Origin of the sequence: Streptomyces odontomachicola (assembly GCF_039605595.1) — a bacterium.
GTDB lineage: Bacteria > Actinomycetota > Actinomycetes > Streptomycetales > Streptomycetaceae > Streptomyces.
On the sequence record NZ_JBCFOK010000006.1, the window covers coordinates 169,615 to 182,646 of the forward strand.

At 73.8% G+C, this 13,032-nt stretch carries 13 protein-coding genes; 5 read left to right on the forward strand and 8 right to left on the reverse strand.

Annotation, left to right across the window (positions count from 1 at the left end):
- Positions 1–156: 156 nt before the first annotated feature.
- Together ABEE00_RS13140 and ABEE00_RS13145 are read left to right on the forward strand one after the other, a co-directional pair.
- Complete coding sequence (locus tag ABEE00_RS13140) at positions 157–672, forward strand: hypothetical protein (RefSeq protein ID WP_345745585.1); 516 nt, start codon at positions 157–159, stop codon at positions 670–672.
- A gap of 73 nt (positions 673–745) precedes the next feature.
- Positions 746–1,411, forward strand: coding sequence for a DUF305 domain-containing protein (locus tag ABEE00_RS13145; protein WP_345745586.1), 666 nt, complete (start codon positions 746–748; stop codon positions 1,409–1,411).
- A 148-nt stretch (positions 1,412–1,559) separates the two neighbouring features.
- On the opposite strand, the gene ABEE00_RS13150 is transcribed toward ABEE00_RS13145, so the two are convergent.
- The 5 genes from ABEE00_RS13150 to ABEE00_RS13170 all read right to left on the reverse strand — a co-directional run bounded on the left by ABEE00_RS13150 (position 1,560) and on the right by ABEE00_RS13170 (position 8,869).
- Entirely contained in the window at positions 1,560–3,929 is a 2,370-nt protein-coding gene (locus ABEE00_RS13150) for a xanthine dehydrogenase family protein molybdopterin-binding subunit (protein ID WP_345745587.1), read from the reverse strand.
- Positions 3,926–4,447 carry a (2Fe-2S)-binding protein gene (locus ABEE00_RS13155; protein ID WP_345745588.1) on the reverse strand — a complete coding sequence of 174 codons (522 nt, stop codon included), beginning with the start codon at positions 4,445–4,447 and terminating at the stop codon, positions 3,926–3,928. Before ABEE00_RS13155 ends, ABEE00_RS13150 begins: the two co-directional genes overlap by 4 nt.
- Positions 4,444–5,415, reverse strand: coding sequence for an FAD binding domain-containing protein (locus tag ABEE00_RS13160; RefSeq protein ID WP_345745589.1), 972 nt, complete (start codon positions 5,413–5,415; stop codon positions 4,444–4,446). Before ABEE00_RS13160 ends, ABEE00_RS13155 begins: the two co-directional genes overlap by 4 nt.
- A gap of 261 nt (positions 5,416–5,676) precedes the next feature.
- Positions 5,677–8,061, reverse strand: coding sequence for a DHA2 family efflux MFS transporter permease subunit (locus tag ABEE00_RS13165; protein ID WP_345745590.1), 2,385 nt, complete (start codon positions 8,059–8,061; stop codon positions 5,677–5,679).
- 169 nt (positions 8,062–8,230) lie between these two features.
- Positions 8,231–8,869 carry a TetR/AcrR family transcriptional regulator gene (locus ABEE00_RS13170; protein WP_345745591.1) on the reverse strand — a complete coding sequence of 213 codons (639 nt, stop codon included), beginning with the start codon at positions 8,867–8,869 and terminating at the stop codon, positions 8,231–8,233.
- Positions 8,870–9,110: 241 nt separating this feature from the next.
- On the opposite strand from ABEE00_RS13170, the gene ABEE00_RS13175 reads away from it, so the two are divergent.
- On the forward strand, positions 9,111–9,866 hold the full coding sequence (locus ABEE00_RS13175) for a PIG-L family deacetylase (protein WP_345745592.1): 756 nt from the start codon (positions 9,111–9,113) through the stop codon (positions 9,864–9,866).
- 30 nt (positions 9,867–9,896) lie between these two features.
- Here ABEE00_RS13175 and ABEE00_RS13180 read toward each other — a convergent pair whose 3' ends face one another.
- Positions 9,897–10,268, reverse strand: coding sequence for a hypothetical protein (locus ABEE00_RS13180; RefSeq protein ID WP_345745593.1), 372 nt, complete (start codon positions 10,266–10,268; stop codon positions 9,897–9,899).
- 154 nt (positions 10,269–10,422) lie between these two features.
- On the opposite strand from ABEE00_RS13180, the gene ABEE00_RS13185 reads away from it, so the two are divergent.
- Positions 10,423–10,809 (forward strand): ArsR/SmtB family transcription factor, encoded by a 387-nt coding sequence (locus tag ABEE00_RS13185; protein WP_345745594.1) that lies wholly within the window; start codon positions 10,423–10,425, stop codon positions 10,807–10,809.
- On the forward strand, positions 10,802–11,266 hold the full coding sequence (locus tag ABEE00_RS13190; RefSeq protein WP_345745595.1) for an SRPBCC family protein: 465 nt from the start codon (positions 10,802–10,804) through the stop codon (positions 11,264–11,266). The genes ABEE00_RS13185 and ABEE00_RS13190 overlap by 8 nt, the downstream gene beginning before the upstream one ends.
- An 83-nt stretch (positions 11,267–11,349) precedes the next feature.
- On the opposite strand, the gene ABEE00_RS13195 is transcribed toward ABEE00_RS13190, so the two are convergent.
- The gene (locus ABEE00_RS13195) at positions 11,350–11,559 is read right to left on the reverse strand and encodes an SH3 domain-containing protein (protein WP_345745596.1); all 210 of its coding nucleotides are present in this window, start codon (positions 11,557–11,559) and stop codon (positions 11,350–11,352) included.
- A 236-nt stretch (positions 11,560–11,795) separates the two neighbouring features.
- Positions 11,796–12,797 (reverse strand): adenosine kinase, encoded by a 1,002-nt coding sequence (locus tag ABEE00_RS13200; protein WP_345745597.1) that lies wholly within the window; start codon positions 12,795–12,797, stop codon positions 11,796–11,798.
- Positions 12,798–13,032 lie beyond the last annotated feature (235 nt).

Sequence of the window (13,032 nt, forward strand, 5' to 3'; positions counted from 1 at the left end):
AGCCCTAGCTTCTTTCCGGAGGCGTGCTCACTGGGGTGATTAACCCTTTGGTGGGCGGGTGCGGCGGCGGGGGAGAGGGGCAGGAAAGGAGGCGGAGGGGCCGGATTCGGCATACCCCTCCCCCGTAGGTACGCTCGGGGCGAAGGAGGTTCCGGCATGAACGGCATCGGCGGCAGGACGCGCGCGGCAGGCGTCGCGGCGCGCCTCGTGCTGATCGCCGCCGTGGTGTTCGGGATCTTCGTCATGCACACCCTCGGGCACCCCGGGGGCTCCTCGGGCGGACACGGCGGCCATGGCGGTGGCCACGACACGGGCAGCCACGCCTCCGCCCCGTACGAGGCAGCGGGCACGACATCGGGCGAGCACCACGCGATGCCGGAGCACGCCGCCTCCGTACCGAGCCACCCCGCCTCCGTACCGGAGCGCGCCGCCTCCGTCGTGACCGGTCCGTACGGGCTGACCGCGCCGGACAATCCCGGCGACGGCATGGATATGACCGGCCTCTGCCTGGCGGTGCTGAGCGTGTGGGCGCTGGCCGGGCTGCTCTGCGGCGTGCTGCGGCGGCTGCGCGGACGGCCGCTCAACCTCCTCTCGTACGCGGTCCTCACCCACCGCCCCAACCCGCCGCCGAGGCCGCCGGCCCTCGCCGAGCTGTCGATCCTGCGGATATAGGCCGTCCGGCCCCGGCCGCAGGGCCGGATCACGCATCCGTCAATCGACAGCCACAGAACGAGGGTTGAGACACATGAACGCCATCACCTTCCGCAAGCCTGCCCGCACGGCCCGTCGCCGGATCGCCGTCGCCGGTGCCGTCGCGGCCGGATCCCTGCTGCTCGCCGCGTGCGGCGGCGGGGACGGTACGGAGAAGGACGGCGGCCACGAGGGGCACGGCTCGGGCAGCGCGCAGGAGCAGTCGGCGAAGCCGTCGCAGGGCGGGGAGTCGCCCGCGCCGGGGCCGTTCAACGACGCGGACGTGATGTTCGCGCAGATGATGATCCCGCACCACGAGCAGGCGCTGGAGATGTCGCAGGCGGCGCCCGGCAAGTCCTCCGACAAGGAGGTCCAGAAGCTCGCCGCGCAGATCGAGAAGGCCCAGGGGCCGGAGATCAGGACCATGAAGTCCTGGCTCCGTTCCTGGGGCAAGCCGGAGTCGGCGGGGCACGGCATGGATCACGGGATGTCCGGGATGATGTCGGACTCCGACATGAAGGAGCTCAAGGCCGCGAAGGGCGAGGACTTCGACAAGAAGTACACGAGCATGATGATCGACCACCACAAGGGCGCGGTCGAGATGGCCGAGGAGGAGCGCGCCAAGGGGCGCAACGCCACGGCCAAGAAGCTCGCGAAGGACGTGATCGACTCGCAGTCCGCCGAGATCGAGCACCTCCAGAAGATCCACGACAGGCTGTAACCCGGCCGGCTCCGCCCGGCGGCACACACCGCGAACGGCGGGCCCGGCCTCTCGAGGCCGGGCCCGCCCGCGTGCGCGGCGATCAGCTCCGCGGCGACGTCAGCAGCGCGGCGATCAGTCCCGCGCCGACGTCAGCCGCCCGGCGGCGTCAGCCCGTGAGCCCCGCGGCGCGCAGCATCTCCCACACCCGCGGCGGCGTGAGCGGCGTCGCCGTGAGGTGTCCGGCGATCTCCGGGACGGCCGCCGCCACGGCGTTCACGATCGTCGCCGAGGGCGGCAGGGTGCCGCCCTCGCCGAGCCCCTTGAAGCCGCCTGGCGTGAACCCGCTGGGCGTCTCGGAGTGTTCGACGTGCACGTCCGGTACGTCGGAGGGCCCCGGCAGCGCGTAGTCGGCCAGCGAACCGGCGAGCGGACGCGCCGTGTGCGGGTCGTAGGCGGACTCCTCCATGAGCGCGAGGCCGATGCCCTGCGCGACGGCGCCGCGCACCTGGCCGGACGCGATCATGGGGTTGACCAGCACGCCGCTGTCGTTGACCGTCCAGTAGCCCTCGACCGTGACCTCACCGGTGTCCAGGTCCACCGCGACGGCCGCCGCGTGCGCCGCGTAGGAGAAGGTGAAGTCCGGCGGGTCGTAGTCGACGGTCTCCTCCAACTGGATGCGGTCCGGCTCGGCGCGGCCCCAGCCCATCCAGCCGCGCCACGCGACCTCCTCCCAGGTCGCCTTCGCGCCGGTCTTGCCCGCCGTGAACACGCCCTCGGCCAGCCGTACGTCCTCCGTCGCCGTGCCCAGGTGCCGGGCCGCAAGGCCGAGCATCCGCTCCCGCATCCGCGCTCCCGCCTGGAGCAGCGCGCCGCCGGAGAGCACCACCGAGCGGCTGGCCTGCGAGGAAACGTCCGAGTGCGGGCTGGTGTCGGTGTCGCCCAACTGCACGGAGACGGCGTCGAGTTCCACGCCGAGCTGCTCGGCGACGATCTGCGCGAGGGTCGTCTCGATGCCCTGGCCCATGGAGACGGCACCGGCGAACACCGTGACCGTGCCGTCCTCGTTCACCCGGATCCGGCCGCCCTCCCAGCCGCTCAGCCCGGTCCCGACGCTCTCCAGCAGCGCGGACGGCGCGAACCCGGTCATCTCCACGCTGGGCGTCACCGCCGTGCCGCGGCGGATGCGGCGGCCGGGCGGATCGCTGGGCTCGGGGACCTCCGCCGCCAGTTCCGTCGCGCGGTCCAGCGTCGCCGGATAGTCGCCGGTGTCGTACGTGAGGAAGGTGCGGGTCGTGTACGGCATGTCGCCGGCGCGCACGAGGTTGGCGCGGCGCAACTCACCGGCGTCCAGGCCCAGTTCGCGCGCCGCCTCGGCGATCAGGCGCTCCCTGATCCAGGTGGCCTCCTGCATGCCGTAGCCGCGGAAGGCGCCGGTGGGCGCGGCGTTGGTGTAGACGGCGCGCACCGTGGCGCCCGCGGCGCCGAACCGGTAGGGCCCCTCGATCATCTGCCCCGTCACCTGGAAGGGTCCAGGACCTCCCTGCGAGGCGAAGGCGCCCAGGTCGCCGGTGACCCGCGCGTCCAGGGCGAGGAACCGGCCCTCGCCGTCCAACGCCAGCCGCGCCAGCGCGCTCTGACCCCTCCCGTGGTAGCCGCAGGTCAGCGCCTCCGCCCTGTCCTCGGTCCACTTCACCTTGCGGCCCAGCAGCTTGGCGGCCAGGCACACCAGCAGCTCGTCCACGTACAGCACGGTCTTGCCGCCGAAGGCGCCGCCGATGTCCGGCACGCGCACCCTGATGCGGTCGATGCGCATGCGCAGCGCCGCGGCCAGTCCCTGGCGGGTGCCGTGCGGGACCTGCGTGCTGCTCCACACCGCCAGTTCGCCGAGCTGCGGCACCCACTCGGCGAGCAGTCCGCGCGGTTCGAGGGAGGCGTACGCGACGCGCTGCACGGAGAGTTCGCGCTCCACGACGTGGGCCGCGGCGTCCATGGCGGCGGCCACCTCGTCCTCCGGGTCGCCGAAGCGGATCTCCCCTGCGAGGTTGCTGCCGTACTCCGGATACAGCAGCGGGGCGCCCTCGGCGAGCGCGGCGCGGGTCGAGGAGACGGCGGGCAGCGGGTCGACGGCGAGCTCCACGCGCTCGGCCGCGTCCTCGGCCGCCGCCCTGCTCCCGGCCACCACCAGGCCGATCGGCTCGCCCGCGTACCGCACGGTGCGGGTGGCCGGGGAGATGCCCACCTGCCGCTGACCCGGGATGTTCCACAGCGTCGGCATCGGGGCGAGGTGCCGCTCCAGTTCCTCGGGCCCCAGCACCAGGGCCACGCCGGGGGAGTCCAGCGCGGCCGCCGCGTCGAAGCGGGTGAGGCGGCCGTGCGCCACCGGGCTGCGCAGCACGGCGGCGTGCAGCACGGAGGAGTCCTCGATGTCGTCGGCGAACCGGCCCTCGCCGCGCAGCAGCCGCGCGTCCTGGGTGCGCGGCAGCGCCCGCCCGATCAGCTTCCGCTCCGGCTCGTACGGTGTCTGCTGCGCGTTCATGCGGAACCCTCCCCGGCGTCCGCGCGCCCGGGCCTCCGCCCGGTCTCCTTCCAGTGCCGCTCCACGGCGGCGCGGATGCCCGCGTATCCGGTGCACCGGCAGCGGTGTCCGGGCAGCACCTCGGCGCACACCTCGTCGGCTGCCAGGCCCTCGCGCTCGGCTGCGGTCAGGCTCATCAGGATGCCCGGGGTGCAGAAGCCGCACTGCAGCCCGTGCTCGTCGCGGAACGCGCACTGGAGCGCGCTCAGTTGGCCTTCGCCGCCATGGGCCAGGCCCTCGACCGTCTCCAGCCGCCGCCCCTCGGCCTGGACGGCGAACAGGAGGCAGGAGCGCACCGGTTCGCCGTCGAGCAGCACCGTGCACGCGCCGCACACGCCCTCCTCGCAGCCCACGTGCGTGCCCGTGAGCCCGAGCCCGTGCCGCAGGAAGTCGCTGAGCAGCGTGCGCGCCTCGGCCCGCGCCGCGCGCTCGGCGCCGTTGACGGTCAGCTTCACCTCGTACGCCTGCGCCTCGCTCATTCCGCCTCGCCCCCTCGTACGGAGTGTCCCGCGGTCTCGGCGAGGTGGGCCGCCGCGCGGCGGACGACCGTGCGCAGCAGCGCCCTGCGGTAGTCGGCGCTGCCGTGGTGGTCCGAGCGCGGCGCCGATCCGTCGGCCGCCGCCTCCAGCACGGCGGGCAGCTCTCCCGCGGCGAGCGCGGCCAGGCGCTGCCCCCTCAACTCCCGCTCGGCGTCCGCCAGTCGGAGGGGCCTGTCGGCGACTCCGGCGGCGGCGAGGCGTGCCGCCGTCACCGTGCCGTCCTCGGCGCAGCGGACGCCCAGGCACACGCCGACCAGCGGAAAGCCGTCCTGGCCCGCCCTGGTGACCTCCTCGAAACGGAATCGGAAGCCCGGGTCGAGGGGCAGGTCGACGGCGGTGAGCAGTTCGTCGGGGCGCCGCGAGGTGGCGCCGCCGGGGCGGTAGAAGTCCGCCGCCTCCTCGACGCGTTCGCCGCCCAGCGAACTCAGCCGCAGCCGGGCGCCCAACGCGAGGGCCAGCGCGGGCAGTTCGGCTGCCGGGTCGGCGTGGCAGAGCGAGCCGCCGAGGGTGCTGCGGCTGCGGATCTGCGGATGCGCCACCAGCCGCACCGTCTCCCGCAGCACCGGGAGCGCCGCCGCGAGCCGCGCGTCACGCTCCAGGGTCCGCAGCCGGGCCAGCGCGCCGATGCGTACGAGGTCACGGCCGGTCTCCCCGTTCCCCGTGGCCCCGTTGCGCGTAGCCCCGTTCCGTACGGGCGGCGGCTCCTCTGTCTCGTACGTGACCGTGTCCAGGCCCCGCAGGCGGTTGAGGTCGAGTACGGCGGCGGGGCGTAAGCGGCGGTGGTTGAGCAGCGGCACCAGGCTCTGGCCGCCGGCCAGCGGCGCCGTGCGGTCGCCGCCGCGTGCGGCCAGCTCCAGGGCCTCGTCGAGGTGCTGGGGCGCCAGGTACGCGAACACAGGAGGTTTCATGGGCCTCTTCCGGTCGTCCGGCCAGGGAAGCGCAGCGCCCCGCCCAGACTGGGCGCTGCCGCGCACGGCGGCAAGGGTGCGGAGGCCCCGCCTTCGCGGCCCGGCGTGCGGAAACACCGCAGGGGTGCGGGAACCTGTCCCGCACCCCTGCTCTCCGGCGTGCTCCGTGCTCCGGCACGCCGGACTGGCCGAACGCCCCGTACGCGCTCCGTCGTCAGCCGACCGTCGTCCGGTCGCCCGTCGTCCGGTGGCCCGTCGTCGTCAGTCGGCGTGCTCCAGCGAGAGGTTGAAGTCCTCCACGCCCTGGTCGCCGACCCGCAGCGGGGTGGCGGCCGGCGGGTAGCCGCTGGCGACCACGGTGTACTGCGCCTCCGCGAGGTCGGTGAACGCGTACACCCCGTCGGCGCCCGTGGTGCGGACCGCGAGCACGTTGCCCGCCGCGTCCAGCAGGGACACCCGCGCGTCCTCCAGCGGCGCGCCGCCCGAGCCGCGCACCGTGCCGCGGATCATGGCCGCGGCCTTGAGCTGCGCGTCCTGCTGGGTGGGCCCGCCGCCCGCGACCTCGACGGAGCACGTGAAGGGCTGGAAGCCCGTGGCGCTCGCGGTCAACGTGTAGGCGCCCGGCACCAGTTCGGCGAGCCGGTAGCCGCCGTCCTCGCCCGAGGTGACGGCCTGCGCGACCTCGCCGCGCACGTCGGTGGCCACGACCAGCGCGCCGGACACCGGCTCGGCGCCGGCCCACACGGTGCCGGTCAGACCCGCCGTGCCGGCCAGCACCACATCGTGGTCCAGCGGGCCCGCGTCCACGCTCAGCGTGGCGACCTTGGGCTGACGGCCGTTCGCCGAGCCCACCAGGATGTAGCTGCCCTCGCCCGGCGCCTGCACCGAGAACGAGCCGTCGTGCGCGGTCGCGGCGCGCCCGAGCTGGCGGCCCGAGGGGTCGATGAGGGTGACGGCGGCCTCGGGGACCGGCGCGCCGGACTCGTCCAGCACCCGGCCGCGTACGCCGGGACCCACGAGACCCGCGGGGGTGTCCGGCACGGGCGACTCGGTGATCGGGGCGCGCGGCTGCGGGGCCGTACCGGCCTCCGCCGCCTGCTCCGCGGCCTCCTCGGCGGCCTGCTCCTTCTGCGCGGCGGCGTGCTGCGCGAGCGGACGGCCCGCGCGGTACAGCAGCAGCGTGACCACGAGGCCCACGACGAAGAAGCCGGCTGCCCACGCGTACGCGGTGGAGTAGCTGTGCAGGCTCGCCTCGACCGCGTTCGCCTTGGAGGGGCCGTGGTCCTTGATGTAGTTGGTCGCGGCGTGCGAGGCCATGGTGCTGAACAGCGCCGTGCCGATCGAACCGCCCACCTGCTGCATCGTGTTGATCGAGGCGGAGGCCACGCCCTGGTCCCGCGGCGCGACGCCGAGGGTGGCCAGGCTCATCGCGACCGGCATGATCATGCCGAGGCCCAGGCCGAGCGCCAGCAGCGAAGGCAGCACGTGCGCCGCGTAGTTGCTGCCCGCGTCGAGCTGGGTCAGCCAGATGAGACCCGCGGCCGCCAGGCCCATGCCGAGCGGCACGACCGGCTTCGGGCCGATCTTCGGGATCAGCAGGTTGGTGGACACCTGGGCCATCAGCATCAGGCAGCCGACCATCGGCAGGAAGGCCACACCGGTGCGCACCGGCGTGTAGTCCTGCACCTGCTGGAGGTAGTAGGTCAGGAAGAGGAAGACGCCGAACATCCCCGCGCCGGAGATGAACACCGACAGGATCGAGGCGGCGCGGTTGCGGTCGCCGAGGATCCGCAGCGGCAGCAGCGGGTTCTTCGCCTTCATCTGCCAGAGCGCGAAGAGCACCACCAGCACCCCGCCGGCGGCCAGGAACGCCCAGCACATCCAGTTGCCCCAGCTATGCGTCTCCGCGTTGGAGAAGCCGAACACGATGGAGAACACGCCGGCCGAGATCAGCACCGTGCCCAGCAGGTCGAGCCGGGGGCGGTGGGTGGCGGCGGGGCGGCGGATGAACACCAGCGCGCCGACGACCGCGACCGCCGCGATCACGAGGTTGACGTAGAGGGTCCAGCGCCAGTTCAGGTGCTCGGTGAGGAAGCCGCCGAGCAGCAGCCCGATGGCGCCGCCGCTGCCCGCGATCGCACCGAACACGCCGAACGCCTTGGAGCGCTCCTTGGGGTCGGTGAACGTCGTGGTCAGCAGGGACAGCGCGGAGGGCGCGAGCACGGCGCCGAACACACCCTGCAGGGCGCGCCCGGTGACCAGCAGCGAGAAGTCGTTCGCCGCCCCGGCGAGAGCCGAGGAACCGGCGAAGCCTATGAGGCCGATCAGCAGCGTGGTCTTGCGCCCGAGCAGGTCGGCGAGGCGCCCGCCGAGCAGCAGGAGGCTGCCGAAGGCGAGCGAGTAGGCCGTCACGACCCACTGCCTGCCGTCGTTGTCGAAGCCCAGGTCGGACTGGGCCGAGGGCAGCGCGATGTTCATGATCGTCGCGTCCAGCACCACCATGAGCTGGGCGAGGCCGATCACGACCAGCGCCCACCAGCGGTGCGGCGCGGGAGCGGGCTCTGCGGTGCCCGCGTGCCGCGGTGCGGTCGTCGGCGTGGACGGTGGAGCGCCGTCGACGCGCGTGTCGGGAGAAGTCGTCGGCATACGGGGTCCTTCGAGGGTCTGTGGTGCGGTGCCCGGCCGGGCTGCCGCGAGGGTGCGGACTTGTGCCGTTCCGGGTGGTCGGTGGGTGCGCCGGCCGCGCCGGGGTCTCACTCCGGCATGGACGGCCGCGGCATCACTCGGGCATGCCGCGTCATTCCGGGGTGCCGCGTCACTCCGGCATGCCGCGTTGCTCCGGCATGAAGAGCGGGAGGACCACGGTGTCCACGTAGCGCTTGAGGTACTCGGTGTCCGCCTCGCGCTGCTCCAGCATCGGGCGGGAGAAGCAGGCACCGTTGATCATGTGCGGGAAGAACGGGATGGAGGGGTGGTCGTCGGCCACCTCACCGCGCTCCACGGCGCGCTCCACCATGCCCCGCATCGCCTCGGTCTCCGGCTGGATGATCGCCTCGTGCATCGCGGCCGCGAGATCCGCGTCCTTGCGGATGGCCAGCACGACGCCGCGCATCAGGTCGATGTCCTTCTTCGCGCCGCCGATGCGGCGCGCCAGCTCGTACAGGTCGCCGCGCAGCGACCCGGTGTCGAGGCCGTCCAGCGAGAACGGCTTGCAGTGCCGCATCGCCGCCGACACCAGCCGGGGCTTGCCCTGCCACTGGCGGTACAGGGTGGCCTTGCTGCACTTGGAGCGGGAGGCCACGGCGTCCATCGTCATGGCCTCGTAGCCGACCTCGCGTACGAGGTCCAGCACCGCGCCGTACAGCTCGCGCTCCCGCTCGGGGGTCAGCCTCGTTCTGCGCGCGCCCTCGCGCGCCGAGGCAGGGGCGGGCACCGGTGCGGACGTGGAGGTCATGGCTTCCTTGCGGACGTCCCCCGCGCCGAGGCGACCGGAGCGGCCGGCGAGGGCCCGGCGGTCGGGGCGAGGGAACCGAAACGGTTTCGTACTCCATCGAGAGTAGGGCACCCCGCCAGCGAAACGCAAAAGTTTCGCTGGGCTTCCCGGTGTGAGCTGCGTCGCCCGGCTAGGGTCGGCCGGGCCGCAGAACCGAGGGGGCCGGCGCCGGGGCGGCCGGCGGGTCCGATGGGGAGGAACGATGGGCGAGCCGAGCCTGATGTGCGTGCACGCGCACCCCGACGACGAGGCGCTGTGGACCGGCGGCACCCTGGCGCGCTGGGCGGACGCCGGCGCCCGCACCGCCGTCGTCACCTGTACGTGGACCGAAGGGACCGTACGCGCGGGGGAGTTGGCGCGCTCGCTGGACATCCTCGGCGCGGGTCCGCCCCGGATGCTGGGGTGCGCCGACGCGCGGGTGCCCGCCTCGGCGCCCGGCGCGCCCCGCTTCGTGGACGCCCCGCTGGACGAGACGGTGGGGCAACTGGTCGCGCACATCAGGGAGTTCAGGCCCGACGTGCTCGTCACCTATGACGCCTACGGCGGTTACGGGCACGAGGACCATGTGCACGCGCACCGGGCCACCCTCATGGCCGCCGAGGCCGCGGGCTGCGCGCAGTTCCGCCCGGAGGCGGGCGAGCCCTGGCAGCCGCGCTCCCTCGCCCTGGTCACGCTGCCGCGCTCGGTCGTACTCCCCCTGTGGAGCGCCGTGTTCGGGCCCGTCGAGGAGGGCACGGTGCCCGGCACCCCCGACGAGCTGATCGGCGCCGCGCTGGACGTGACCGCCTGGGCGGGGCGCAAGCGGGACGCCGCGCTGGCGCACGCATCGGAGGTCGAGCGCGGCGCGGGCTTCGCGCAGCTCGCCGGGCTGCCCGAGGCGGACCAGGCCCGGCTGCTGAACACCGAGTGGTACCTGCGCAGGGAGCTGGCCCCGGCCTTCGCCGCCGACGGCCTGTGAAACGTGTGAGGCGGTCTCAGGGGCCTGCGGCTAGCTGCTGGTCTCCAGCCTGAGGCGCAGCTCCTGTTCCTGGTCGCCCGCCGTCAGGCCCTCGACCCGCACCGCGAACGCCTCGCCCAGGGTGTCCTTGACCCTGCTCACCGCGCGCGGCGCGCCCTGCACGTCGGCGGTCACCGTGCCCTGGAGCACGGTCGGTTCGGGGTGCCGCTTCGGCTCGCCGACCTCGTAGGCCGAGGACCAGACCGTGTGGTGCGGCCCCGGCGTCTCCTCGGGCTCCCTGCCCTGCTCGCGGTCGCAGGCGTACGCGCCGCCGAGCACCGCGAAGAGGGTCTGCGCGTCCTCCTTGTGGCAGCCGCTGACCTGCACCGACACCTCTTCGGTCGGCTCGTGTCCGAGTGCCATGCCGCTCACCTTCCCGGGTCCTTCGGGTACGGGGCTGCTCCTGTCTCCAACGTAGTCGCCGCCCCCGCGCACCCGCGAACGGTGCGGGGCCGCGCCCCGCGCCCGACCATGATCCATGTGACAGGTAGGGAATCTCCTACCTATATTCGCCTCCATGAACAGTGCGCCGGACCAGGTCTTCACGGCCCTCGCCAGCCCCGTACGCCGCGAGGTGCTGCGGCGGCTGCGCGAGGAGGGCCCGCAGCCGGTGGCCGAGCTGGCGAGCCGCTTCGACATGGCGCGGCCCAGCCTCTCGGAGCACCTGCGGGTGCTTCGGGATGCGGGACTCGTCAGCGAGCGCAGGTCGGGGCGGATGCGGCTGTACCGCCTTGAGGCGGAGCCGCTGGCCGGGGTGCGCGACTGGCTCGGCCCGTTCGAGCGCTACTGGCGCGAGAACCTGACCGCGCTGCGGGACGTGCTGGACGAGATGGACGAGGGCGAGAGCGCCGGCAGTGGGAGCGCCGAGGGTGGGCGCGGAGGAAAGGCGGAACGTGATGGGTGAAGAGCACGCGGGCGAGGACCCGACGGCCGTGCGGGTCGATCAGTTCCTGGCGCATCCGCCGGAGAAGGTGTGGCGCGCGCTGACCGAACCCGAGCTGATCGCGCGGTGGTTCATGCCGGGCGACTTCCGCCTGGAGCGCGGGCACGTCTACACCATGGAGGCCGGGGCGGTCCCCGCGACCGGCTTCTCCGGGTCCGTACGGGCCGAGGTGCTGGACTTCGCGCCGGGGTCGATGCTGCGGATCGGCTGGCGGGACGCCGACCCGGCCAACGGCGTCGAGGTGGACTGGACGATCACCTGGACCCTGGAGCCGGAGGGGGCCGGCACCCGGCTCTTCCTCGCGCACGAGGGCTTCGACCCCGGCGACCCGCTCCAGCAGCGCGCCCGCGGGATCATGGGCGGCGGCTGGCGTACGGGGGTCATGCGCGGACTGGAGAAGGCGCTCGCGGAGATGTGAGCGGGCGGGGACGTGAGCGAGGGGCGCCGCCCGGCTGGACGGCGCCCCTCGTGCTGCCCGGGCCCGGTGTCACCGGCGGTGTGTCACTCGCTCACGGCCGCCGGGGCCGAGTGGGGCGCGGGCTTCGGGTCGTGTGCGGGCCGGGTGAGGGTCAGGTCGCCGTTGCAGGAGTGGAGGACCAGGTAGGTCACGAGGCAGCCGAGGAAGAACATGACCTTGTGGCGGTTGGCACGCCACCAGCTCGGCCTGTCCGGCTCGACGATCTCGTAGACCCTGCGCCGCTGTCCGGGCATGTGCGTCTCCTCCCTGTGGTGGGCGGGTCACGCCGTGGCGGGCGCACACACCGGTGCCCGGTCGGGGCGTACGGGTGTGAAGGCGCCTGCCGGGTGCGGCGGTTGACGGACGGTGGTGTCACCGTAGCCGAGAGTGAGAAACCGTGGCATCCGGTTTCTGACCGGGGGAGACGCCTCCGTCCGCCTCTCGCCTTGGGCCGGGAGGACGCTGATTCCGCCTGGGAGAACGGTCGTTCTCAGCCCTCCAGCGCGGGTGCGGCGAGCTCGGCCAGGCTCACCTGCGGGCGCGCGCCCACGTGCGAGATGACCTCGGCCGCCGCGATCGAGCCGAGCCGGGCGCACACCGGGGGCTCCAGGCCGCGGGCCAGCCCGTGCAGGAAGCCCGCCGCGTACGCGTCGCCCGCGCCCGTGGTGTCCACGACCTCGGCCACCGGCTCGGCCGGCACCTCGTGGAAGCCGTCGCCGTAGGAGACCACCGAACCCTTGGGGCCGCGGGTCACGGCGGTGGAGGGGCAGTGCGCCGCGGCGCGTTCGAGCGCTTCCTCGGCGTTCTCGGTGCCGAACAGGGCGCACAGCTCGCCCTCGTTGGCGAGCAGCACGTCGGCGCCGCCCTCGACCAGGGCGAGGAACTCCTCCCTGTGCCGCTCGACGCAGAAGGTGTCGGAGAGCGTCAGCGCCACGCGCCGCCCGTTCGCGCGCGCCGCCTCGATGGCCGCGTTGCACGCCTCTGCCGAGCGCGGCTGGTCCCAGAGGTAGCCCTCCAGGCAGGTCACCCGGGCGCTGCCGACGAGTTCGGGGTCGATGTCGGAGGGGCCGAGCTCGGCGCAGGCGCCCAGGTAGGTGCTCATGGTGCGCTGCCCGTCGGGCGACACCATGATGACGCTGCGCGCGGTGGCGGGCCGGCCGTCCAGCGGCGCCGTGCCGAAGCGCACCCCGGCAGCGCGGATGTCCCGGGTGAACGACTCGCCCAGCGGGTCGGCGCACACCTTGCCGATGTACGCGACCTCGGACCCGAACGACGCCGCGGCCGCGACGGTGTTGGCGCAGGAGCCTCCCGGTGAGGTGGTCGGGCTCCTGAGCGCCGCGTCCAGCGCGTCGGCGCGCTCCGCGTCGATCAGCGTCATCGACCCCTTGGGCAGCCCGTGCCCCTGGATGACCTCGTCCTCGGCGTGTGCGAGCACGTCCACGATGGCGTTGCCGATGCCCAGGATGTCCAACTCGCCTGCCGCTGCGCGCACGGTGCTCCCTCCCGGCCCCGGGACCCTCCCGCGACCTCGTGACCAGCGCACCGACCCTAGGTGCGGGGAACGGCCCTGACAGTGAGGGATCGCACAGCGTACGGAGGCATGAAGGGCGGCGTGATGGTGCAGGAACTGCGGGGTGTGCGGGGTGTTTTGCGCCGGACACCCCGCAGGCGCCCAGGTGGTGACGGCGTTCGGCGCATCGGGGTCAGTGCGCCGGGTTCGGCGCACC